At 73.5% G+C, this 21,769-nt stretch carries 17 protein-coding genes; 7 read left to right on the top strand and 10 right to left on the bottom strand.

From position 1 onward, the window contains the following. Positions 1-15 precede the first annotated feature (15 nt). The 5 genes from ACF061_RS16950 to ACF061_RS16970 are packed head-to-tail and all read right to left on the bottom strand — an operon-like array spanning position 16 to position 5,761. Positions 16-816: an ABC transporter permease gene (locus tag ACF061_RS16950; protein WP_392267649.1), complete on the bottom strand. Its 801-nt coding sequence runs from the start codon at positions 814-816 to the stop codon at positions 16-18. Continuing rightward, positions 817-1,746 (bottom strand): ABC transporter permease, encoded by a 930-nt coding sequence (locus ACF061_RS16955; RefSeq protein WP_392267650.1) that lies wholly within the window; start codon positions 1,744-1,746, stop codon positions 817-819. Then, on the bottom strand, positions 1,746-2,930 hold the full coding sequence (locus ACF061_RS16960; RefSeq protein ID WP_392267651.1) for an ABC transporter ATP-binding protein: 1,185 nt from the start codon (positions 2,928-2,930) through the stop codon (positions 1,746-1,748). Before ACF061_RS16960 ends, ACF061_RS16955 begins: the two co-directional genes overlap by 1 nt. Next, complete coding sequence (locus ACF061_RS16965) at positions 2,927-4,174, bottom strand: spermidine/putrescine ABC transporter substrate-binding protein (protein ID WP_392267652.1); 1,248 nt, start codon at positions 4,172-4,174, stop codon at positions 2,927-2,929. Before ACF061_RS16965 ends, ACF061_RS16960 begins: the two co-directional genes overlap by 4 nt. Before the next feature lie 51 nt (positions 4,175-4,225). Further along, the gene (locus tag ACF061_RS16970; RefSeq protein ID WP_392267653.1) at positions 4,226-5,761 is read right to left on the bottom strand and encodes a gamma-aminobutyraldehyde dehydrogenase; all 1,536 of its coding nucleotides are present in this window, start codon (positions 5,759-5,761) and stop codon (positions 4,226-4,228) included. Positions 5,762-5,972: 211 nt separating this feature from the next. Between ACF061_RS16970 and ACF061_RS16975 the strand changes: the two genes are divergently transcribed. Continuing rightward, entirely contained in the window at positions 5,973-6,575 is a 603-nt protein-coding gene (locus tag ACF061_RS16975) for an NADAR family protein (RefSeq protein WP_392267654.1), read from the top strand. Between the two features lie 353 nt (positions 6,576-6,928). On the opposite strand, the gene ACF061_RS16980 is transcribed toward ACF061_RS16975, so the two are convergent. Both ACF061_RS16980 and ACF061_RS16985 read right to left on the bottom strand, forming a co-directional pair. Continuing rightward, complete coding sequence (locus tag ACF061_RS16980) at positions 6,929-7,456, bottom strand: DUF4190 domain-containing protein (RefSeq protein ID WP_392267655.1); 528 nt, start codon at positions 7,454-7,456, stop codon at positions 6,929-6,931. Positions 7,457-7,735: 279 nt separating this feature from the next. Next, positions 7,736-8,506, bottom strand: a complete 771-nt coding sequence (locus ACF061_RS16985) for a DUF4190 domain-containing protein (protein WP_392267656.1) — start codon at positions 8,504-8,506, stop codon at positions 7,736-7,738. A 218-nt stretch (positions 8,507-8,724) separates the two neighbouring features. Between ACF061_RS16985 and ACF061_RS16990 the strand changes: the two genes are divergently transcribed. The 3 genes from ACF061_RS16990 (at position 8,725) to ACF061_RS17000 (ending at position 11,894) form a co-directional block, all read left to right on the top strand. Next, positions 8,725-9,774, top strand: a complete 1,050-nt coding sequence (locus ACF061_RS16990) for an adenosine deaminase (protein ID WP_392267657.1) — start codon at positions 8,725-8,727, stop codon at positions 9,772-9,774. Between the two features lie 20 nt (positions 9,775-9,794). Next, positions 9,795-10,478 (top strand): glycerophosphodiester phosphodiesterase, encoded by a 684-nt coding sequence (locus ACF061_RS16995; protein WP_392267658.1) that lies wholly within the window; start codon positions 9,795-9,797, stop codon positions 10,476-10,478. Positions 10,479-10,733: 255 nt separating this feature from the next. Next, positions 10,734-11,894, top strand: coding sequence for a serine hydrolase domain-containing protein (locus ACF061_RS17000; protein WP_392267659.1), 1,161 nt, complete (start codon positions 10,734-10,736; stop codon positions 11,892-11,894). Here ACF061_RS17000 and ACF061_RS17005 read toward each other — a convergent pair. Next, positions 11,887-12,435, bottom strand: a complete 549-nt coding sequence (locus ACF061_RS17005; protein WP_392267660.1) for a hypothetical protein — start codon at positions 12,433-12,435, stop codon at positions 11,887-11,889. The genes ACF061_RS17000 and ACF061_RS17005 overlap by 8 nt on opposite strands. Positions 12,436-12,847: 412 nt before the next feature. Next, positions 12,848-15,961, bottom strand: coding sequence for an AAA family ATPase (locus ACF061_RS17010; RefSeq protein WP_392267661.1), 3,114 nt, complete (start codon positions 15,959-15,961; stop codon positions 12,848-12,850). Between the two features lie 365 nt (positions 15,962-16,326). On the opposite strand from ACF061_RS17010, the gene ACF061_RS17015 reads away from it, so the two are divergent. From ACF061_RS17015 to ACF061_RS17025, 3 genes are all read left to right on the top strand, one after another. Continuing rightward, positions 16,327-16,995 carry a LuxR C-terminal-related transcriptional regulator gene (locus tag ACF061_RS17015; protein WP_392267662.1) on the top strand — a complete coding sequence of 223 codons (669 nt, stop codon included), beginning with the start codon at positions 16,327-16,329 and terminating at the stop codon, positions 16,993-16,995. 294 nt (positions 16,996-17,289) lie between these two features. Continuing rightward, the gene (locus tag ACF061_RS17020; protein WP_392267663.1) at positions 17,290-17,973 is read left to right on the top strand and encodes a DUF4255 domain-containing protein; all 684 of its coding nucleotides are present in this window, start codon (positions 17,290-17,292) and stop codon (positions 17,971-17,973) included. Positions 17,974-18,131: 158 nt separating this feature from the next. Continuing rightward, on the top strand, positions 18,132-20,213 hold the full coding sequence (locus ACF061_RS17025) for an ATP-binding protein (RefSeq protein WP_392267875.1): 2,082 nt from the start codon (positions 18,132-18,134) through the stop codon (positions 20,211-20,213). Between the two features lie 125 nt (positions 20,214-20,338). Here the strand turns inward: ACF061_RS17025 and ACF061_RS17030 are convergent, their stop codons facing one another. Beyond that, entirely contained in the window at positions 20,339-21,769 is a 1,431-nt protein-coding gene (locus ACF061_RS17030; RefSeq protein WP_392267664.1) for a ricin-type beta-trefoil lectin domain protein, read from the bottom strand.

A 21,769-nucleotide genomic window follows, 5' to 3' on the forward strand; every position in this document is an offset into this window, starting at 1 on the left:
ACAGGGTTTTGGCAGTCATGCCTTCTGCTTGTTGCGGCGATTTCCGATGACCATGGAAGTCAGCACGAACAGTACGGCGACCGCGAACATCGCGGTGCCGATGACATTGATCTGAACGGGTGTGCCACGCTGCGCCGAGCCCCAGACGAACATGGGGAAGGTGACGGTGGAGCCCGCGTTGAAATTGGTGATGATGAAATCGTCGAAGGAGAGCGCGAAGGCGAGCAGCGCGCCCGCGGCGATTCCGGGTGCCGCGATCGGCAGGGTGACCCTGAGGAACGTCTGCAGCGGGCCGGCGTAGAGGTCCTGCGCGGCCTGCTCCAGCCTCGGGTCCATCGACATCACACGCGCCTTGACGGCGGTGACGACGAAGCTGAGGCAGAACATGATGTGGGCGATCAGGATGGTCCAGAAGCCCAGCTGAGCACCCATGTTGAGGAACAGGGTGAGCAGCGAGGCGGCCATGACAACCTCGGGCATCGCCATCGGCAGGAAGATCAGCGAGCTCACGGCGCCGCGGGCGCGGAAGCGGTAGCGGACCAGTGCGAACGCGATCATCGTGCCGAGGACGGTGGCGCCGAGGGTCGCCCACACGGCTATCTGAAGGCTGAGGGAGAGCGAGCCGCACATTCCGGCGACGCCGCACGGGTCCTTCCAGGCGTCGGTGGAGAAACGCTGCCACTCGTAGTTGAAGCGGCCCTTCGGTCTGTTGAAGGAGAACACGGTGACGATGATGTTCGGCAGCAGCAGATAACCGAGCGTGAACAGTCCGGCGATGACGACGAGACGGCGCTTGAGCCAGTTGGCGAAGGGCATTTAGACCAGGTCCTCCGTCCCGGACCGGCGGATGTAGACGGTGACCATGACGAGGATCGCGGCCATGAGGATGAAGGAGAGGGCCGCGGCCGTCGGATAGTCGAGGACCCGAAGGAACTGCGACTGGATGACGTTGCCGACCATGCGGGTGTCCGTGGAACCGAGCAGGTCGGCGTTGACGTAGTCGCCGGCCGCCGGGATGAAGGTCAGCAGGGTGCCGGAGACCACGCCCGGCATCGACAGCGGGAAGGTGACCTTGCGGAAGGTGGTGACGGGCCTGGCGTACAGGTCGCCGGCCGCCTCGTGCAGCCGCCCGTCGATGCGCTCCAGCGAGGTGTAGAGCGGCAGGATCATGAACGGCAGGAAGTTGTACGTCAGACCGCACACCACCGCGAGCGGGGTGGCGAGGACCCGGTCGCCCGCGGTCCAGCCGAGCCAGTTGGTGACGTCCAGGACGTGCAGCGTGTTGAGGGCGCCGACGACCGGGCCGCCGTCCGCGAGGATCGTCTTCCAGGCCAGGGTGCGGATCAGGAAGCTGGTGAAGAACGGCGCGATCACCAGGATCATGATCAGGTTGCGCCAGCGGCCGGCGCGGAAGGCGATCAGGTACGCGAGCGGGTAGCCGAGCAGCAGGCACAGGACGGTCGCGGAGGCCGCGTACAGGACCGAGCGGACGAACTGCGGCCAGTACTCCGACAGCGCGTCCCAGTAGGTCGCGAAGTGCCAGGTGACCTTGTAGCCCTGCTCCAGGGAGCCGGTCTGCACCGACGTGGACGCCTGGTAGATCATCGGCAGGGCGAAGAAGACGACCAGCCAGAGGATGCCGGGCAGCAGCAGCCAGTACGGCGTGAGGCGGCCGCGCCTGCGCGGGGCCCTGGCCTCGGTGGCGGTGGGCGCGAGCGGGGGCGGCGCCTCGGTGAGTGCGGCCATCAGGCGGCCTCCTCCTCGACGCTGTCGGCTCCGGCGACGCCCGTCGTCCCGGCGAGCGGGGACTGGGCGGCGTCCAGGCCGAAGGTGTGCGCCGTGCTCCAGTGCAGGACGACCTCGGCGCCGGGGACCAGGCGGGGGTCGCGGTCGACGTTCTGCACGTAGACCTCGAAGTCGGAGCAGACCGGGCTGTCGACGACGTACTGGGTGGAGACGCCGATGAAGCTGGACTCGGCGATCCGGCCGGTGATGCGGTTGCGGCCCTCGGGGATCGTGCCGGCGTCGTCGGCGTGGCTGAGGGATATCTTCTCCGGGCGGACGCCCACCAGCACCTTGCCGCCGGCCGTCGCCGGGGCGGAACATCGCGCGGCCGGCAGACGGAGTTTGCCGCCGCCCGCCTTCACGACCACCTCGTCACCGCTCCTCGCGTCGACCTCGGCCTCGACGAAGTTGGAGGTGCCGAGGAAGTTGGCGACGAACGTGGTCCGCGGGTTCTCGTAGAGGTCGGCGGGCGAGCCGAGCTGCTCGACCCGGCCCGCGTTCATCACGGCGACCGTGTCGGCCATGGTCATGGCCTCCTCCTGGTCGTGGGTGACGTGCACGAAGGTGATGCCGACCTCGGTCTGGATGCGCTTGAGCTCGAGCTGCATCTGGCGGCGCAGCTTCAGGTCGAGGGCGCCGAGCGGTTCGTCGAGCAGCAGCACCTTGGGGTGGTTGATCAGCGCGCGGGCCACGGCGACGCGCTGCTGCTGGCCGCCGGAGAGCTGGTGCGGCTTCTTGCGCGCCTGCTCGCCGAGCTGCACCAGGTCGAGCATCTCCTCGACCTGCTTCTTCACGCTCTTGATGCCGCGCCGGCGCAGACCGAAGGCGACGTTCTCGAAGATGTCGAGGTGCGGGAAGAGGGCGTAGGACTGGAAGACGGTGTTCACCGGGCGCTTGTACGGCGGCAGGTGGGTCACGTCCTGGTCGCCGAGGTGGACGGTGCCCCCGGTGGGCTCCTCCAGGCCGGCGATCATGCGCAGGGTGGTGGTCTTGCCGCAGCCGGAGGCGCCGAGCAGGGCGAAGAAGGAGCCCTGGGGCACGGTCAGGTCCAGCGGGTGCACGGCGGTGAAGGCGCCGTAGCTCTTGCTGATCTGCGAGAGGCGGACGTCGCCGCTGTTGTCTGTCGTCGTCTTCATGGTCGTCACGCCCCTGTGAGCTTCGCGAACTTCTCTTCGTAGGCCGCCTCTTCCTTCTCGCCGAGGGCGCGGAAGGAATGGGTTCTGGCCGCCGTCTCCTTGGTGGGGACGATCAGCGGGTTCTCGGCCGCCGACTCGTCGATCTTCGCAAGGTAGGGCTTCACGCCGTCGACGGGAGACACGTAGTTGACGTAGGCGGCGAGCGCGGCGGCCTGCTCCGGCTGGTAGTAGGCGTCGATGAGCCGCTCGGCGTTCGCCTTGTGCCGCGCCTTGTTGGGGACCATCATCACGTCGGTCGACGTCATGTAGCCGCTGTCCGGGATGACATAGCCGATGTCCGGGTTGTCCGCCTTGAGCTGGACGACGTCGCCGCCCCAGGCGACGCACGCCGCCAGGTCGCCCTTGCTGAGGTCGGAGGTGTAGTCGTTGCCGGTGAAGCGGCGTATCTGCCCCTTGTCGACGGCCCTCTGCAGACGGGCGAGCGCCGCGTCGTAGTCGTCGGCGGTGACCTTGGCCGGGTCCCTGCCCATGTCGAGCAGGGTCATGCCGACGCTGTCGCGCATCTCGGACAGGAAGCCGACCCGCCCCTTGAGCCTGGGGTTGTCGAGCAGATCGGAGACCGACTTCACCTCGATGCCGTCAAGTGCCTTCCTGTTGAAGGCGATGACGGTGGAGACGCCCTGCCAGGGATAGGAGTAGGCGTGCCCGGGGTCCCAGTCCGGGCTGCGGAACTGCCCGGCCAGGTTGGCGAACGCGTGGGGCAGGTTGGCCGGGTCCAGTTTCTGCACCCAGCCCAGCCGGATCACCCGCGCGGCGAGCCAGTCGGTGAGGACGATGATGTCCCGGCCGGTGTCCTGGCCGGCCGCGAGCTGCGGCTTGATCTTGCCGAAGAACTCGTTGTTGTCGTTGATGTCCTCGGTGTACTTGACCCGGATGCCGGTGCGCCGGGCGAAGGCGTCGAGCGTCGGATGGTGCTTGCCGCTCTTGTCGACGTCGATGTACTCGGGCCAGTTGGAGAAGGCGACGGTCTTCTCCCGGGCCGAGTGGTCCTCGGTCGCGGTGCCGCCCTGCGTCTTGCCGGCCGCGGGGATCCCGCAGGCGCTCAGCGCCCCGAGTCCGCCGACGGCGAGCGCGCCGCCCGTGCCGGCGCGCAGCAGCGAACGGCGGGTGAGGGCGGCGCTGCCGCCCCGCGGGGCGCGCCGCGGCGCGGCCGGCTGGTCCGGGGAGGGGCGGTCGGGCTCGTACTGCTCCATGCGCGTGGTGCCCTTTCGGGAGGGGTCGGCCTGGTCACCGGCCGGGATCTGCTATCGGTCCCCGAAGACGGTGCGGTGCCAGTCCTTCCGGGCCACCGCGGTGTTGTCGAACATGACGTGCTTGACCTGTGTGTACTCCTCGAAGGAGTACACGGACATGTCCTTGCCGAAGCCGGACTGCCGGTGACCGCCGTGCGGCATCTCGCTGATGATCGGGATGTGGTCGTTCACCCACACGCAGCCCGCCTTGATCTCGCGGGTGGCGCGGTTCGCCCGGTAGACGTCACGGCTCCAGGCGGAGGCGGCCAGGCCGTAGGGGGTGTCGTTGGCCAGCCGGATCCCCTCGTCGTCGGCGTCGAAGGGCAGCACGACCAGCACCGGGCCGAAGATCTCCGACTGGACGACCTCGCTGTCCTGCCCGGCGTCCGCGATCAGGGTGGGGCGGTAGTAGGCGCCGTCCGCCAGCTCGCCCCCGGGGGCCTGGCCGCCGGTGACCACGCGCGCGTAGGCGCGCGCCCGGTCGACGAAGCCGGCGACGCGGTCCCGCTGCGCGTGCGAGATCAGCGGGCCGAGGTCGGTGCCGGGGGCGAACGGGTCGCCGAGCCGGACGGTCTCCATCAGGGCGGCGGTCCGCTCGACGAACTCCTCGTAGAGGGGGCGCTGCACATAGGCGCGCGTGGCGGCCGTGCAGTCCTGGCCGGTGTTGATGAGCGCGCCGGCGACCGCGCCGTTGACGGCGGCCGCCAGGTCGGCGTCGTCGAAGACCACGAACGGCGCCTTGCCGCCGAGCTCCAGGTGCAGGCGCTTGACGGTGGCGGTGGCGACCTCGGCGACCCGCTTGCCGACGGCCGTGGAGCCGGTGAAGGAGGTCATGGCCACGTCGGGGTGGCCGACCAGGTGCTCGCCGGCCTCCCGGCCGGTGCCGGTGACGATGTTGATCACGCCGTCGGGGAGGCCCGCCTCGGTGGCGGCCTGCGCGAACATCAGCGAGGTCAACGGGGTCAGCTCGGCCGGCTTCAGCACGATGGTGTTGCCCGCCGCGATCGCCGGGAGGATCTTCCAGGCGGCCATCTGCAGCGGGTAGTTCCACGGCGCGATGGAACCGACGACGCCGATCGGCTCGCGGCGCACGTAGGAGGTGTGGTCGCCGGAGTACTCGCCGGCGGACTGGCCCTGGAGGTGCCGGGCGGCGCCCGCGAAGAAGGCGGTGTTGTCGACCGTGCCCGGCACGTCGAACTCACGGGTCAGCTTCAGCGGCTTGCCGCACTGCAGCGACTCGGCGCGGGCGAAGTCCTCGGCGCGCTCGGCGAGCACGGCGGCGAAGCGGTGCAGCGCGTCCGAGCGTTCGCCGGGCGTCGCGCCCGCCCAGCCGGGGAACGCCTCGCGCGCGGCGGCGACCGCGGCGTCCACGTCCTCGGTTCCGGCCAGTTCGTAGGTGAGGACCTCCTCGCCGGTGGCCGGGTCGATCACGGTGTGGGTGCGGCCGGACGTGCCCTTGGTCAGACGTCCTGCGATGTACTGCGCGCCTTCGGCGAAACGGTCCTGCGCGGGGAATCGTTCCGGGGTGGCGGTGCCCGGGTTGTGCATGTCGCTCTCCTCCGCCGTCGCCCCGCTGTCCACGGGGGCGGGTGGCGTAGCTCCAGCTCGATTTGAGTGCCGATCCTGACAGAGCCAATGGACGCCAACAAGTGATTCCGTTGTTGCCTTTTGGTTACGCGACGGAATCTGTCGACCAGGTGTCGAGTCGCCACGGAAAAGGCAGGACGGAGTGTCAGTGGTGCCTGCCACACTCGCGTGCATGGGGAAGATCGAATCCTGGGAAGCCCTGATCAGAGAGGTCCGCGCGGGGACGAGGGTCAGGTACCTGTACTTCTGGGGACACCGGCCGCGGCCGGACGGCCGGGTCGGCGCGAGCTGCCTGAGCCAGTGGTGGCCGTCGCCGTTCACGGTGGACGGCGTCACGTACGCGACCGCCGAGCACTGGATGATGGCCGGCAAGGCCCGGCTGTTCGGGGACGCGGAGGCGGAACGGCGGGCCGTGACCGCTGGGCACCCGTCCCAGGCGAAGAAGGCGGGGCGGCTGGTGCGCGGTTTCGACGAGGACGTGTGGGCGCGGGAGCGCTTCCGGATCGTGGTGGAGGGCAGCGTCCACAAGTTCGCCGCCCATCCCGAGTTGCGGGAGTTCCTGTCGAACACGGGCGAGCGCCTGCTGGTGGAGGCCAGTCCGGTGGACCGCGTCTGGGGCATCGGCCTGGCGGCGGACGACGAGGCGGCGGCGGACCCGGAGCGCTGGCGGGGCCCGAACCTGCTGGGCTTCGCGCTGATGGAGGCGCGGGAGCGGCTGCGGGACGGGGTGCGGCCGGAGCGGGCGGACCCCTCCGGGGCGGCGAGACGCCCCTGACCCGGCACGGGTCACCCCTGGCGGGAGACGCACGCGCGAGCGCGTGGAGCGGGGACGGGATGCCGGTGGGCCGGGGGCCGGATCGACCGGCCGCGGATGCCGGGGCCGTGGACTGGGCCGGGCGGAATCCGTGGGCCGGGGGCCGGGGGCCGGATCGACCGGCCGCGGGCGCCGGGGCCGTGGACTGGACGGCGGATCCGTGACCGCCCAGACTCAGGTCCGGCTGGATTCCTCGGTGCGGGTGGTCCCACGGCCCGGGGGATTCCGCGGCCCGGGGCGGGCTCCCCGGGCCGGGGACTGATGGATGCGGCAGGGGCCGCTCGGCGTCGGCCCCTGCGGTGCGGCGGACGGCGTCAGAAAGTGCTCGCGCTGCTCATGATGCTCGCGAAGATCAGGACGCCCAGCAGCGGCAGCACCACGGTGGCGATGATGCCGCAGACCAGACCGCCCGTCGCGGCACCCTTGTTGGTGGCCTCCCCCCGGTTGGCCTTCCCTCGTCCGATGGCGCCGAAGATGATGCCGAGGATGCCCAGGATGATGCCGAAGAACCACAGGAAGAAGGTCAGGCTGCAGACGACACCGATGATGCCGAGGACCAGTCCCGTGGTGCCCATGCCGTTGCTGGGCTGCATGCCCATGCCGTAGCCGGGGGTCTGCGGGTAGCCCAGGGGCGGCGCGGTCGGGTAGCCCGGCTGCTGGTAACCGGCGTCCGGCTGCTGGTAGCCCGCACCCGGCTGCTGGTAGCCGGAGCCCGGCTGCTGCGGATAGCCGTAACCCGGAGCGGACTGCGGCTGTCCGTACCCCGGCGCCGGCTGCTGCGGGGGCTGCGGTGGCTGGGGCGGTGGCCCGAATCCTTCGGGCGCGGGCTGGGTGTCGGACATGGTGTGGTTCTCCCCTCCGTTGATGTCAAGGCATCGTAATGGCCACGTCCGACACCCAGGACCGCGTGAGCGGGGGCAGTTTCGGAGCGGACGCGGGCGACGGGCACGGGACCGGTTCAGGACGGACGCGGCCGACGGGTACGGGACCGGTCCAGGACGGACGCGGGCCCGGTGCCGGGGCCGCGCCGGCGCGGTTCGGCCCCGGTGCGGTGCGAGTCCGGTGCCGGACCCGCGAGGTCCGGAGCGGTGCCGCCGGCGGGGCGTTCTCGGGGCCTCGTCTCAGCGGTGGGCGAGGACCGTCGCGGTGGGGCGCAGGGCGTCGTACGGGTACTCGTCCGAGTTCCGTGCCTCGTGGACGGCGGTCGTGATCACGACGATCCAGATGATGATCACGGCGACGCCGAGGACGATACCGACGATGCCCGTGACGAAACCGGCCTGGGCCTGGCCGTGGTTGTCGGCCTCCCCCCGCTCCGCCTTGCGGCGGCCCTTGATGCCGAAGACCACGGCGAGGATGCCGAGGACGAGCGAGACCACGCCGTACAGGCAGAACAGGCAGCAGGAGAGGATGCCGAGCACCATGGCCGCGGTGCCCAGGCCGTTCTTCGGGGCCACCGGCACACCGGGCCAGCCGTAGGCCGGGTAGCCGGGCTGCGCGGGGTAGCCGGGCTGGCCGGGATATCCGTAGGGGCCGGTGTGGCCGGGGTAGCCGTAGCCGCCGGGGGCCGCGGGAGCGCCGGGGCCGGTGGGGGCGATGGGCGGCGGGGGCACGGCGGACTCACCGGCCGGGGCGTCCGCCCGGGTACCGGGCACGGGTGGCGGGAAGTCACCGGACGGCATCGAGGCCATGGTGGCCTGGTCGTGCACCGACGACGGAGGCGTCGGCGGCACGGGCGGCCGGTCCTGCGGCTGTTGCGGGTGCCGCGCCGCGGGCGGCGGAAACGCCGGCGGGCCCTCCGGCCGCTTCCGTGCCGCGGAGTCGCCCTCGGGCGGCGCCCACGGGTTGTCGCCGGCTCCGGCGTCGCCGCCCGCCCGCGTTCCGTCCGTCATGTTGTCGTGTCCCCCTCGATCGAACGTCCCGCCATGCTAAAGCCTGGTCGGCCCTCCCCCGACGGCCGGGCGGCCCGGCCGGTGCCGCGCCCTCCCCACACGTGCCAGGGGCGCCCTCCCGCGGCGACCCGGGCGCCTACCATGGTCGTGCTCATCGATCAGCCGATCACCCGCACCGCGCCCGCCGGGCCGCGGTGCCATCGCCGGGGAGGGACCCCTTGACCGACCAGCGCGCGCCTCGCGACCCGCACGCCTTCATCGCCGGACTGCCCAAGGCCGAACTGCACGTGCACCACGTCGGCTCGGCCTCCCCGCGGATCGTCTCCGAACTGGCCGCACGCCACCCCGACTCCAAGGTGCCCACCGACCCCGAGGCCCTGGTCGACTACTTCACGTTCACGGACTTCGCCCACTTCATCGAGGTGTACCTCTCCGTGGTCGACCTGATCCGCACCCCGGAGGACGTCCGGCTGCTGACGTACGAGGTCGCCCGGGACATGGCCCGCCAGCAGGTGCGCTACGCGGAGCTGACCGTCACCCCGTTCTCCTCCACCCGGCGCGGCATCGACGAGCGCGCCTTCATGGACGCGATCGAGGACGCCCGCAAGGCGGCCGAGGCCGACTTCGGGACCGTGCTGCGCTGGTGCTTCGACATACCCGGCGAGGCCGGTCTCCTGTCGGCCGAGGAGACCGTCCGGCTCGCCACCGACGACCGGCTGCGGCCCGAGGGGCTGGTGTCGTTCGGGCTCGGCGGGCCCGAGATCGGGGTGCCGCGGCCCCAGTTCAAGCCGTACTTCGACCGGGCGATCGCCGCCGGGCTGCACTCCGTTCCGCACGCCGGTGAGACCACCGGCCCCGAGACGGTGTGGGACGCCCTGACCGAGCTGCGCGCCGAGCGGATCGGCCACGGCACCAGCTCCGCCCAGGACCCCAAGCTGCTCGCGCACCTGGCCGAGCACCGCATCCCGCTGGAGGTCTGCCCGACCTCCAACATCGCCACCCGCGCCGTCCGCGCCCTCGACGAGCACCCCATCAAGGAGTTCGTCGAGGCCGGTGTCCTCGTCACCGTCAACTCCGACGACCCGCCGATGTTCGGCACCGACCTCAACAGCGAGTACGCCGTGGCCGCCCGCCTCCTCGGCCTCGACGAGCGGGGCACCGCCGAGCTGGCGAAGAACGCGGTCCGCGCCTCCTTCCTCGACGAGGCCGGCAAGGCGCGCATCGCCGACGAGATCGACGCCTACACCGAGCGGTGGCTCACCTCCTGAGCCGGGACACAATGGGGGCCATGCAGACCGTGACCGCCGTGGCCCACCGCGGCGACCCCTACCGCTTCCGCGAGAACACCGTCGCATCGCTGCGCTCCGCGCTGGAGCGGGGCGCGGACGCGGTGGAGATCGACGTACGGCTGACCCGGGACGGCGTTCCCGTGCTGCTGCACGACGAGTCGCTGAAGCGGTTGTGGGCGCACGACCGGCCGCTGCGCTCGCTGTCGGCCGAGGAGGTGCGCGGGCTGACGGACGGCCGGGTGCCCACGCTCGTGGACGCGCTCGCCGCGACGGAGGGCAGCCGCGTGATGGTCGACCTGCCCGGCGCGGGCGATCCGCGGGCGGTGCGGCGGATCGTCGGGGTGATCCGCGAGTGCGGCGCACAGGACCGTGTGTACTACTGCGCGGGCGCCGCGGCGATGCTCGCGGTGCGCGCGGCCGACCCGTCCGCCGAGATCGCCCTGACCTGGACCTCGCTCGCGCCGCCGCGCGCGGGGCTGCTGGACGCGGTGCGGCCCCGGTGGCTGAACTACCGTTTCGGCCTGGTGGACCGGGACCTCGCGGCCCGGGTCCACCACGACGGCCTGCTGCTGTCCGTCTGGACCCCGGACACCCGCCGCTCACTGCGCCGGCTGCTCGCCCTCGGCGTCGACTCGATCACGACGAACCGGGTCGACGTGCTCTGCGCGCTGCGCGGCCGGTGACGCGCTCCGTCCGGCACGGGCACTCGGCACGCCCGGGTCGGCCGGCACCGACCGGAACGCCTCCGTCCCGGCCGGTGCCGGGCGCCTGCCCCACCCCTAGGGGGCCTGCCCCGACAACCGACGTGTCCCGCATGGCACTTGCTCCGGGGGATATCGGGGGTGGGCGCCCTCCTCACCGACGATCCGCCGGGATCCGCACGCCCTGAGGATGCTCGCCAAGAGCCTTTCGGACTCATGGATCCCCAGGAGCAGCAGATGCGTGCCCGTACCACCGTCCTCACCGCCGGATGCCTCGTCCTCGCCCTTGCCTGCGGGCCGTTGACGGCGGCGGAGGCGTTCACCGCACCGGCCGCCCCGTCCTCCACGGCCGCGCCGGCCGCGTCCGGCCCCGACGCCGAGGCCCTCTCCGCCGCGCTCGCCGGGCTGCCGGACCAGGACGCCACCGTCGCCCTGGTCCGGGTCGGCGGCACCGACGGCGCCTGGCGTGGCAGCGCGGGCGTGCACGATCTGGAGAGCGGGCGGGCGGCCGACCCGGACGCCCGCTTCCGGGCCGGTTCGACCACGAAGGTGGTGACCGCGGCGGTCGTGCTGCGGCTCGCCGCGCAGGGCAGGATCGATCTGGACACACCGGTCCAGCACTACCTGCCGGGCCTGCTCACGAAGCGGTTCCGGCCCATCACCGTACGGCAGTTGCTCAACCACACCAGCGGCATCCAGTCCGGCGACGGCTTCGGCGACTCCTTCGAGGACCAGTACGCGCACCGCTTCGACACGCTGACGCCGCGGCAGGTGGTGGCGTCGGCGGTGGCGAAGGGACCGGAGTTCGCGCCGGGCAGCCGGCAGGACTACCTGAACATCAACTACACGATCCTCGGGCTGCTCGTCGAGAAGGTGACGGGACGGTCGTACGCCTGTGAGGCCACCCGGCTGGTGCTGCGCCCCGCCGGAATGCGGGACACGTACTTCCCCGGCACCGACCCCCGCATCACCGGCCCGCACAACCACGGGTACCAGGCGGTGCGGAAGGCCGACGGGACGGTGGAGTTCGTGGACGTCACCGACTGGAACCAGGCGGACCGGTGGGCGGCCGGCGACATGATCTCCACCTCTGCCGACCTGGAGCGGCTGCTGCAGGCGCTGTTCCGGGGCCGCCTCGTGCCGCGGCCGCAGTTGCGCGAGATGTTCACCGTCCCGAAGCACATCAAGGGCGCCACCTACAGCGCGGGCCTCCAGCGCTTCGAGTACGCAGGCCGGGTGTACTGGCTGAAGACCGGTGCCCGCTACGGCTACAGCTCGGTGATCGCCGCCACCCGGGACCTCGGCCGCACCCTCGTCTACTCGGTCGGCTCCACCGACGCCAAGGGCGAGGAGATGAACCCGGTGGCCGAGCGGATCGCACTGGCGGCCCTCAAGTAGCCGTGGCCCGCGTGGTGTCCGCACGGCCGGCGACATCGGCGGTGGCCTCGGTCAGCGCCGCCAGCCGTTTGATCCGCTGTCGCACGACGTACAGCGGCACGATCCCGAACACCCCGAACGACATGTCGATCACCGACCACCAGAGGGGGATGCCGCGGACCGGCCCGCAGATCAGGGCGAGCGGGACGATGCCCACACAGGCGATCATCCCGAACTCCACGACCCAGATGTTGCGGACCGGGTCGCGGTACGGACCGTAGAACGCGACCGCGATGACGAGATGGGCGAAGGCCAACCAGTCCGTGCCGTACAGCAGGAACGGGTACTCGGCGTCGGCGGTGTCGAGCCCGCGGCGGACCCGTTCGATCCAGTCCATGAGCGCGGGAAGGTGCTCGGGCACGGACAGGTACCGCAACAGACTCTCGGCCCAGCGCAGTTCGTGGACCAGCGGGAAGGCGGTGGCCCCGCTGAGCACCAGGCAGACGACGAAGAGAACCAGCCAGACGCGGATGCCCTTGAGCAGGGCGGCTCTGTCGCTCATGGGCAGGAGCGTACGCCGTTATTGAACGTGTTCAAAAGCGGGGGTCGTCGAGTTACCGGCCCCCCTGGTCCGGACGCGCCCGCCGGATGCCCTCGCCCGCCCGGCGGCAGCGGCCGGCGAACGGCCCGACCGGCCGGGGGAGTCGGGCCGGGGCCTGCGGCGACCGGCCGACGAAGAGGAAGACGGCCCAGGGCCGACAGCGGACGGACCGAAGCCGACAGCGGACGGACCGAAGCCGAAGCGGACGGCCCGAAGCCGACGGAGGCGGACCAGGCCCCACACGGACGGCCCACGGACGGCCCACGGACGACAGTGGACCGCCCACGGCCGACGCCGACGGACCGAGCCGGCCCTGGGACCGCGCCCGGTACCGCGACCGGGAGGGTCCACGGCTCGCGGCGAACCCTTCCGGTCACGGCACCAGCGCGTCGCGCAGTTCGCCGCGTCGCCGGATGCCCAGCTTCCGGTAGGTGCTGGTGAGATGGGTCTCCACGGTGCGGCGGGCCAGGTGCAGCAGCTCCGCGATCTCCGTGTTCGTACGGCCCTCGGCCGCCAGCCGGGCGATGCGCAGCTCGCTGCCCGTGAGGGAACCGGAGCCGGTGCGGGCGCCGGCGGTCCGGCGCGCGCCGCCCTCGCGCAACGCCTCCTCCGCAAGGGTCCGCAGCCGCAGCGCGCCCAGGCGTTCGGCGCGTTCGGCCGCCTCCCGCAGGCACTGGCGGGCCCGCGCACGCTCCCCGGCGGCGGTCAGCTGCCGGCCCTGGGCGAGCAGCGCGGCCACCAGCTCCGGTTCGGCGCCCGGCGGCGCGTCGCGCAGCAGCCGTACGGCGTCGGCGGCCAGCTCCAGGCCGCGCCGCCCGCCCGTGGCGGCACCCAGCACCCGCAGGGCGCGGCCCACCGTGCGGGGCGTGCCCCAGATCCGGGCCAGCCGCAGCTCCTCCTCGGCCAGCGCCAGCGCCTCGCGCGGGCTGCCGAGCGCGAGCCGGCACTCGGCGGCGGCCGTGCGCCAAGGGGTGACGACCGGGCTGATCACCTCGCGGGCCGCCTGGCGCCGCCCGCACTCCAGGAACTCGTGCAGTGCCCCCGCGTGGTCCCCCGAGGCGGCGCGCTGCACCCCCCGCGCGTACAGGAACCGGTTCAGCTCCCAGGAGTCGGGTGCCGCCGTCAGGTCGAAGTCGTCCGCGAGCCGTCGCGCCTCCGCCGTGCGGTTCTGTTCCACGAGCGCGAGCAGGGTGTGGGCGTGGGTGTTGGCGGGTCCCGCGGCGAAGGCGACGGGCGGTTCGGCCGGCAGCACCCCGAACAGGCCGCGCGCCGCCGCGATGTCGGCCCGTGTGTTGAGCAGCGCCTCGTGCATGGGGTGCAGCAGCCCGGGCCGCTGACCGGCCAGGCCGCGGTCCACCAGCCGCTCCGCCTCGTCGAGTTCGTCGGCCCACTGGGCGATCGCGGCGGCGGTGCCCAGCAGGAACGGCTCGGTCAGCGGGTCGGCCGGCTCGGCGAGCAGCTCGCGTACCTGCCGCATGGCGTCCCCTGCCGAGGTGAGCCCGGCGGTGGCCGCGTACCGCACCAGCAGTGCCCGGGCGGACGGGCCGACCAGCTCGGGCGAGCGGTCGGCGGTGTCGCGCAGCAGCCGGTAGACGTCGCGCCGCACCGTCTGGTCGCGGTCGGACAACAGCGCGGAGGCGCTGCGCAGGGCGCCCACCAGCTCGGGGTGCCCGGTGAGCTGTCCGTCCACCGAGCGCAGCACCTCGACGGCGGTGCGGGCCCGGCCGCGGCCGGCCAGCGCGGTGCCCAGCGCGACGGCCGCCCGCACCCGGTCCTGCGGGGTGCCGGGCAGTCGCAGCGCCTCGGTGAACCGGGGTATCCCGGCGGCGGGGTCCCCGCCGGCGCACTCCAGGGACCCCAGTTCGGTCAGCAGCCGTTGCCGTCGTTCGTCGGGCAGGTGTTCGTCCAGGGTCCTGCGCAGGAAGGCCACGGCGTCGTCGGGGCGTTCCTCGCGCAGGGCCTGGTGCGCGGCTTCCAGGAGCACCTCCGGTGCCCAGGGAGCGCCGACCGGGCCGGTCAGCAGGAGCTGCCGGGCCACCGCCCCGGCGGGGGCGCCGCGGTGCAGCGTCGCCTCGGCGGCCGTCCGGTGCACCGCGCGCCGCCGGGCCTCGGACACGCCGGTGAGCACCGCGTCCCGCAGCAGGGGATGGGCGTAGCGGGGGCGGCCGTCCGGGTCGTGCCGCAGCAGTCCCAGTCCGGCCATGGCGGTGAGCCAGCCGGCCACCCTGGCCGGATCGGCCCCGGCCAGTCCGGCGAGCAGCGCGGCCAGTCCGCCGACGGGGTCGGCGGCCGGCCGTCGCCCGCCGTGCTCCGGTCCCCCGGCGGAGGTACCGCGGGCCGCGCCGGGCCAGGTGCGCGCCCGCCCGCCGGCGGCGGCACCGCCGAACCGGTCCGGGTCCCCAGCGGTGTGCTCCCACCCGGTGGCGGGGTCACCGGACGTCGGCCCGTGCCCCGGGCCGTCCCAGCCGACGGCGAACCCGTCACCGGCCACCGCCCACAGCGGGCTGCCTCCTCCCTCCGTGAGAGCACCGCCGGGCGGCCCCCACGCCCCGGCGGGCCGGCCGGCGGCGAAGGAACCGTCACCCGGCCCGCGCCCCGTGTGGTCCGCGAGCGCTGTCACGGTCCGGGCCCCCGGCCCCACGCGGTCCCATCCCTCGTCCAGGACGGCGAGTGACCGGGCGACCTCCGCCGTGGCGGGGCCGGCGCTGTCCAGCCACCACGACACGGCCGCCGGGTAGGCGCCCGGGTAGAGCGCGGCCGTCGTCTCGGGCACACGGGGGTGCCCGCCCGGGGCGCCGAGGTCGTCCAGGAGGGCACGCAGGAGCAGCGGGCTGCCCGCGCCGGCCCGCACGCATGCGTCGGTCCAGGCCGGCGGCGCGGCCGGGAACCGGGCACGCACCAGTCCGGCCGCCGAGTCCGGGGTGAGGGGGGCGAGGGTGCGGGTGTGCACGAGCGCGTGCGACAGGGTGTGCGTGAAGCCCGGGCGGGGCGGGTCCACGTCGTACTGGCTGCGTTCGGTGACGGCCAGCAGGACCGGCAGAGGGAGCCGGTCCACGTGCCGGGCGGTCTCCACCAGCCAGCGGTGCGAGGGGGCGTCGGCGAGGTGGACGTCGTCCACGGCCACCAGCAGCGGGGCCTCGGCGGCGTACGCCCGCAACGTACGCCACAGCGTCTCGGCCAGCTCCCGCTCCTCGCCGGGCCGGTATAACCCCCCTCCGCTTTCGAGGAGTTGCCGCACCACGGCGAAGGGGACGCGGGCGGCGCGGGGCGAGCAGCGGGCGCGCAGCACCCGCATGCCGTGTTCGGCGGCGGTCCGCCCGGCGGCCTCCAGGACGGCGGTCCGGCCGGTACCGGTCGCCCCGCGCAGCACCACGAGGCCGCCGACGCCGGCCCGGGCGCGTGCGGCGCCGGCCGCGAGCAGCGCGACGGCCTCCCGGTGCTCCCGCGGCGGTTCGCACTGCCTGCCGTAACCCACCTGCCCACCCACCTGCCCACTCTCCGGCTCGCACACCGGGTCGCACACTGCCGCCCGCGCGGACTGTCGCGGTGGTCCGCTCGGCTGTCTCCGCTGCGGTCCGGGCACCCTTGCCTCCTCGGTCGGCCGTGACGTCCTCCGCCTTCGAGGACGTCCGTCGCTGCTGCTCGGTGACGTGACAAGGGCCACTGGGGCGGACTGCCGGGCCGATGGAACCGGACCGACGGTCACCCTCGTGGTGTCCCTACGCCTGTTCTCGTGGTGCCTCTCGTGGTGCTCCACGATTGTGCGGGTCCCTCCCGTCCCGGAAGGGTGAGGGGCGTAAGCCCGCCACCGGCCCCACCGAGGCGACGGGCAAGTGGACTTGGGGGAGACGGTTGCTCAGCTCATCGCGGATCACGCAGTCCGGTACGGCCGGTCCCGCCGACCGGGTGCCGGTGGCGGTGCACGCCACGGACCCGATCCTGCGCGAAGGGGTGCTGAGCCAGCTGCGCCGGTACCCCGAGGTCGACCTGCGGGAGGAGGCCGGCGCGGGCCCCGGCACGGTGGCGCTGCTGGTCGACGACGCACTCGACGAGGCCGCGCTGGCCCGGCTGCGCCGGCTGGTGCGCGGCGAGGGCGCCCGAGCGGTGCTCGTCGTGAGTTCCCTGCGGGAGGCCGGACTGCTCGACGTGATCGAGTGCGGGGTGGGTGCCATCGTGTGGCGCCACGAGGCCACCGCGCACCGCCTGGTGCAGGCCGTGCTCGCGGCCGCCCGCGGCGACGGCGACCTGCCCGCCGATCTGCTCGGCAGGCTCATCGACCAGGTGGGAACGCTGCACCGCAACGCGGCCGGCCGCACGGGTGTGCCCTCCTCGGGCCTGACCGCGCGCGAGGTGGACGTACTGCGACTGGTCGCCGAGGGGCTCGACACCGGGGAGATCGCCGGCAAGTTGTCCTACTCCGAACGCACCGTCAAGAACGTCATCCACGGGCTGACCACCCGTCTGCACCTGCGTAACCGCGCGCACGCCGTGGCACATGCCCTGCGGGAAGGCTACATCTGACCGAACGGGCAGCGGACACCGGCCCGTCGGGCAGCGCGGTGTGCACCGCGGCCGTCCCCGCCGCGCCTCGGGGACGGGCCGGGCGCGGGGCAGGATCGGTCGGGACGGCGGCGGAGGTCCGACCGTACGACCGTGACGGGCGACGGACGGTCCCTGTGAGGGGGCCGGTGCGGCGCCCCGGGCGGGGACGGGCCGCGGTGGCGGCCGGGCCGGCCAGGACGGCGTACCGGGAAGGGCCGTCCGACGGTCTTGAGTTGAGCGGCGAGCAGAGCACGGCAGGGCGGGAGCACGACGGTGATCCACGAAGTGGACGAGGTCCTCAAAACCCTGCTCGGCGGTGGTGCGCTGGCCGGTTCCGGCATCGACGTCGCCTTCGACGCACCCACCCGGGACTGGGCCGCCCGCCGCAACGCCCCCACGATCAACGCCTATCTGTACGACATCCGGGAGGACGCGAGCCGCCGCCAGCGCGGCCACCTCCCCGTGGTCGACGAACGGGACGTGGTCGTCAAGCGGCGCCTGCCGCCGCGCTGGTTCCGGCTGTCCTACCTGATCACGGCCTGGACCAGGCAGCCGCAGGACGAACACCGGCTGCTGTCCGCCGCGCTGGCCACCCTGCTGCCGCGCGAGCTGATACCGCCCTCCGAACTTCCCGAGCCGCTCGCGGCGTTGGGCATGGTCGTGCCGCTGTCGGTGGCCGGTCTCCAGACGGAGTCCCGGTCCCTGGCGGAGATCTGGTCCGCGCTCGGCGGCGAACTCAAGCCGTCCCTGGACCTGGTGGTCACGGTGCCCTTCCCGGCCTACCCCGAGTACGACGCCGGCCCGCCGGTCACCGAGGGCGCGCTGGTCCGGATGCGCACCCTGGACGGCACCCCGGCCGAGCCGGAGGAGCGCGCCCACCGGCCCCGGCAGGTGGCGGCGGCCCGGGACGCCCGGACGGCGGCCCGGCGCGCCCGCGGGACGGACGGCACCACGTGACCGCGCCGAGCGGCCCGGCGCACGGCGCCACCGCCCCGAACCCGGACCCGGACCCGGACCCGCGGGACTTCACGGCCGACCCGACGGGACCGTCCGCCACACCCGGCCCGCCCGGCGACCGCGACACCGTCGCGCCGGCCCCCGGGCCCCGCGCGTCCGTGCCGCGCCCCGCCGCCCACGGCGCGCCGCCCTACGACCCCGCCGACGCGCTGCTCGCCCGCCTGGCCGCGCTGCGCGAGCGGGTCGCGCCGCTGGTCGAGCACCGCTCCGCCGGCGACCCCACGGCCGCGGACCCGCTGCGCGGCCTGTACCTGTCGGAGGAGGCCGTAAGGCGGTTGCTGCGCCCGGCGGATCCGATGCCCGGGGCCGTGCCGGTACCCGATCCGGAGGCCGGGCCCGGCGCCCTGCCCTGGGCCGTGCTCTGCGACCCGCCCGGCACCCTTCCCGGCCCCGCCGCCCCGCCCGGGGACCGCCTGGCCGGACTGTGCGCGCGACTCGGCCTGACCGAGCTGGACGCGGCCCTCCTGGTCATCGCCCTCGCCCCCGATCTGGACCGCACCTTCGAACCGCTGTACGGCTACCTGAACGACGACGTCAGCAGGCGGCGGGCCACCGTCGCCCTCGCCCTGGACCTGTGCGGCATCCCCGTCCACTCGACGACCGCACGGGCCCGGCTGCATCCCACGGCCCCGCTGTGCGCGCTGGGGCTGCTCGTCGTGGAGGAGCACGAACGCCCCTTCCTCAGCCGTTCGCTGCGGGCGCCCGACCGGCTCGTGGCCCACCTGATCGGTGACGACACCCCCGATCCCGCGCTCGCCGGGCACCTGCGCCCGTTGCCCGCGCCGGTGCTGGAACCCGGCGCGGACGAGGAGTTCACCCGCTTCGCCGACCGGCTGGCCGACCGGCTCGCCGCCGCTCCCCCGCTCACCGCCTACCTCCGCGAGAGCCGCGAGGGCGACGCCCTGACCTGCGCCGCCACCGCACTGCGCACCGCGGGGCTGGCCGCCCTGCACTTCGCCGGTCCCGAGGACCAGGTGCCCGACCTGCTGCGCGAGGCACGGCTGAGCGGCGGCGCGGTCGTCGTGTCCGGACTGCCGGAGCAGCCGGACCGGCTGGTCCGGGAACTGGCCGCGGCGGGCCTGCCCGTGCTGATCACCGGTCCGCGCCCGTACGACCCCCAGTGGTGCGACCACGGCGCTCCCGACCCGCTCGTGCTGGAGGTGCCCCGGCGCGCCGCCGGGGCCGTGCTCGCCTGGGCCACCGTCCTCGGTGCGGAGCCCGGCTTCGACCTGGCCGCCACCGTCGCGCCGTACCACCTGGCCGACGACCGGGCGGTCCGCGCCGCCCGCGCCGCCCAGGACCTGGCCGGCTTCGAAGGCGCCCCGCTCTCCCCGGCCCATCTGCGCGCCGCCGCCCGCCGGCAGTCCGCCTCGGGCCTGGAACGGCACGCCCGCCGGATCCGCCCCGCCGTCGACTGGACCGACCTGGTCCTGCCCGAGGCGCCCCTGACCCAACTGCGCGAGCTGGCCCTGCGCGCCCGCCACCGCGACCGGGTCCTCGGCGACTGGCGGCTCAGCGCCGGCGGCGGCCGGGGACGCGGCGTCCTCGGCCTGTTCGCCGGCGAGTCCGGCACCGGCAAGACGCTCTCGGCGGAGGTCGTCGCGGCGGAACTGGGCCTCGACCTCTACGTCGTCCAGCTCTCGTCCGTGGTCGACAAGTACGTCGGCGAGACCGAGAAGAACCTGGAGCGGATCTTCACCGAAGCCGACCGCACCGACGCCGTGCTCCTCTTCGACGAGGCCGACGCCGTGTTCGGCAAGCGCTCGGAGGTGAAGGACTCGCACGACCGGTACGCCAACATGGAGAGCGCCTATCTGCTCCAGCGCCTGGAGTCCTTCGACGGCATCGCCCTGCTCACCACGAATCTGCGCGCCAACATCGACGAGGCCTTCACCCGGCGTCTCGACCTGGTCGTCGACTTCCCGTTCCCCGACGTCCAGCAGCGCCTGGCCCTGTGGCGGCACAGCCTGTCCCACGTGCCCTGCGAGGAGAACGTCGAACTCGGTGTCGTGGCGAAGGACTTCGAGCTGGCCGGCGGTTCGATCCGCAGCGCCGTGGTGACCGCCGCGTACCTCGCCACCGGCCACGGCGGCCCGGTCACCGCCGCCGATCTGCTGGAGGGGGCCCGCCGCGAGTACCGCAAGGCGGGCCGGCTGCTCCCGGGCGACGGCTCCTGGTAGCGGAGCCGGTCACCGCCACGGCCCGGGACGCGAGTCCCGGGCCGGGAGGCCGGTCGGGGGCCGGCAGTCCGGCCCCGGGCCGAGAGGTCGGTCCCGGGCCAGGAGGTCCGTCCCGGGCCGGGAGGTCAGTCCTGGACCCGCCACTTCTGGTTGGGTGTTCCCGAGCACGACCACAGCTGCAGCTTCGTTCCGTCGCCGGTGCCGTTGTCGACCGCGTCCACGCACTTGTTCGCCTGGGGGTTCACCAGGTCGCCCTCGGTGCTCAGCACGAACTGCTGGGCCGGGTTGCCGCTGCACCGGGCCAGTTGGATCGCCGCTCCGTCGTCCCTGGAGCCCCAGGCCACGTCCATGCACATGCCGAGCGAGCGGACGGTCCCGTCGCCGAGGAAGTTCCACTTCTGGTTGGGGGTCCGCGCGCAGCCCCAGAGCTGGAGGCGGGTGCCGTCCCGGCCCTTGCCGTCCTGCGAGTCGGTGACGTCGACGCAGCGGTTCGACCCCTGCCCGATGATCAGCTGGCCCTCGGCCTCCACGGGCTTCTTCGGCTGGGTGTTCGAGCCGCCGTCCTGCTTGTCGGCGCCCGAGCCACCCGACCCGCCGGAGGAGCCGGACCCGCCCGACGAGCCGGAGGAGTCCGGCGCGTGCGAGCTTCCGGAGCCGTCCGACCCGCTCGGCTGCTCGGTCTCTCCCCCGCCGGCCCGCGGCGGATCGGCCGCCTCGGGCGCCGGCGGGGAGACGTGCTCCAGTGGCCGGCTCTGCTCCGGTGCGGGGGCGAGCGTGCTCCCGGCCTGGGCGATCTTCTCGGTGGCGCCGGTGGTGACGTTCGGCTTGTAGGCGATCCAGAACATGACGAACGCGAGGGTGAGGGCCAGGGCGAAGCCGAGGAACGTGGCGAGCCAGCGGGGCAGGAACCCGCGCTGGACGAACGTGCCCTCCACCGGCAACGGAGTCACACCCGAGCGCTGCACGGCCAGGGTGTACGGCCGCTGCTCCTTCGACCCGAACCAGATGATCTTCCGCGGCCGCAACGTCGCCTTCACGAAAGCGGCCCGCCCCGGCTCGATCTGCACATTCCCCGGACGGATCTCGTACGACAACTGATCACCGTTGTCACTGCCACTGACCGACGCCGTGACCTTCGTGTTGCCGAGGTTGTCCACCGCCAGACGCGGCCGCCCCCGAAAACGCCCCTTCACCGTCGGCGGCACCAACTCCGCCCGCACCTCCGTGAACGGCGTGATCGTCAGGTTCCCCTCCGGAACCGTCACCGCCTCCGGATGCTCCGTCGGCACGATCCGCACCGCATACGGATTCGGACCCGCCACCGCATCCGGAGTACGCGGCGGCGCGAACGTCAACTCCACCGTCCCCGTCGTCCCCGGGAACAACCGCAGAGTCCGCGGCTCCACCGACGTCCACGGAGCCACATCACCCACCGGCTCGAACCGGTACTCATCCACCACGTCACCGGTATTACGCAACCGCAACCGCACACGCGCACTACCGCCAGGATCGACAGTCGCCGACGCCGGCTCCAGAGAAGTCCACAGACCGCTCAT

The sequence above is a fragment of the Streptomyces sp. NPDC015220 genome, assembly GCF_043079345.1.
Classification (GTDB): domain Bacteria; phylum Actinomycetota; class Actinomycetes; order Streptomycetales; family Streptomycetaceae; genus Streptomyces.

Coding starts and splice junctions, on each gene's coding strand:
- ACF061_RS17030 (WP_392267664.1), bottom strand. CDS start 21,769: ATGAGCGGTCTGTGGACTTCTCTGGAGCCGGCGTCGGCGACTGTCGAT.
- ACF061_RS17000 (WP_392267659.1), top strand. CDS start 10,734: ATGCGTGCCCGTACCACCGTCCTCACCGCCGGATGCCTCGTCCTCGCC.
- ACF061_RS16970 (WP_392267653.1), bottom strand. CDS start 5,761: ATGCACAACCCGGGCACCGCCACCCCGGAACGATTCCCCGCGCAGGAC.
- ACF061_RS16975 (WP_392267654.1), top strand. CDS start 5,973: ATGGGGAAGATCGAATCCTGGGAAGCCCTGATCAGAGAGGTCCGCGCG.
- ACF061_RS16950 (WP_392267649.1), bottom strand. CDS start 816: ATGCCCTTCGCCAACTGGCTCAAGCGCCGTCTCGTCGTCATCGCCGGA.
- ACF061_RS17005 (WP_392267660.1), bottom strand. CDS start 12,435: ATGAGCGACAGAGCCGCCCTGCTCAAGGGCATCCGCGTCTGGCTGGTT.
- ACF061_RS16965 (WP_392267652.1), bottom strand. CDS start 4,174: ATGGAGCAGTACGAGCCCGACCGCCCCTCCCCGGACCAGCCGGCCGCG.
- ACF061_RS16980 (WP_392267655.1), bottom strand. CDS start 7,456: ATGTCCGACACCCAGCCCGCGCCCGAAGGATTCGGGCCACCGCCCCAG.
- ACF061_RS16955 (WP_392267650.1), bottom strand. CDS start 1,746: ATGGCCGCACTCACCGAGGCGCCGCCCCCGCTCGCGCCCACCGCCACC.
- ACF061_RS16995 (WP_392267658.1), top strand. CDS start 9,795: ATGCAGACCGTGACCGCCGTGGCCCACCGCGGCGACCCCTACCGCTTC.
- ACF061_RS16985 (WP_392267656.1), bottom strand. CDS start 8,506: ATGACGGACGGAACGCGGGCGGGCGGCGACGCCGGAGCCGGCGACAAC.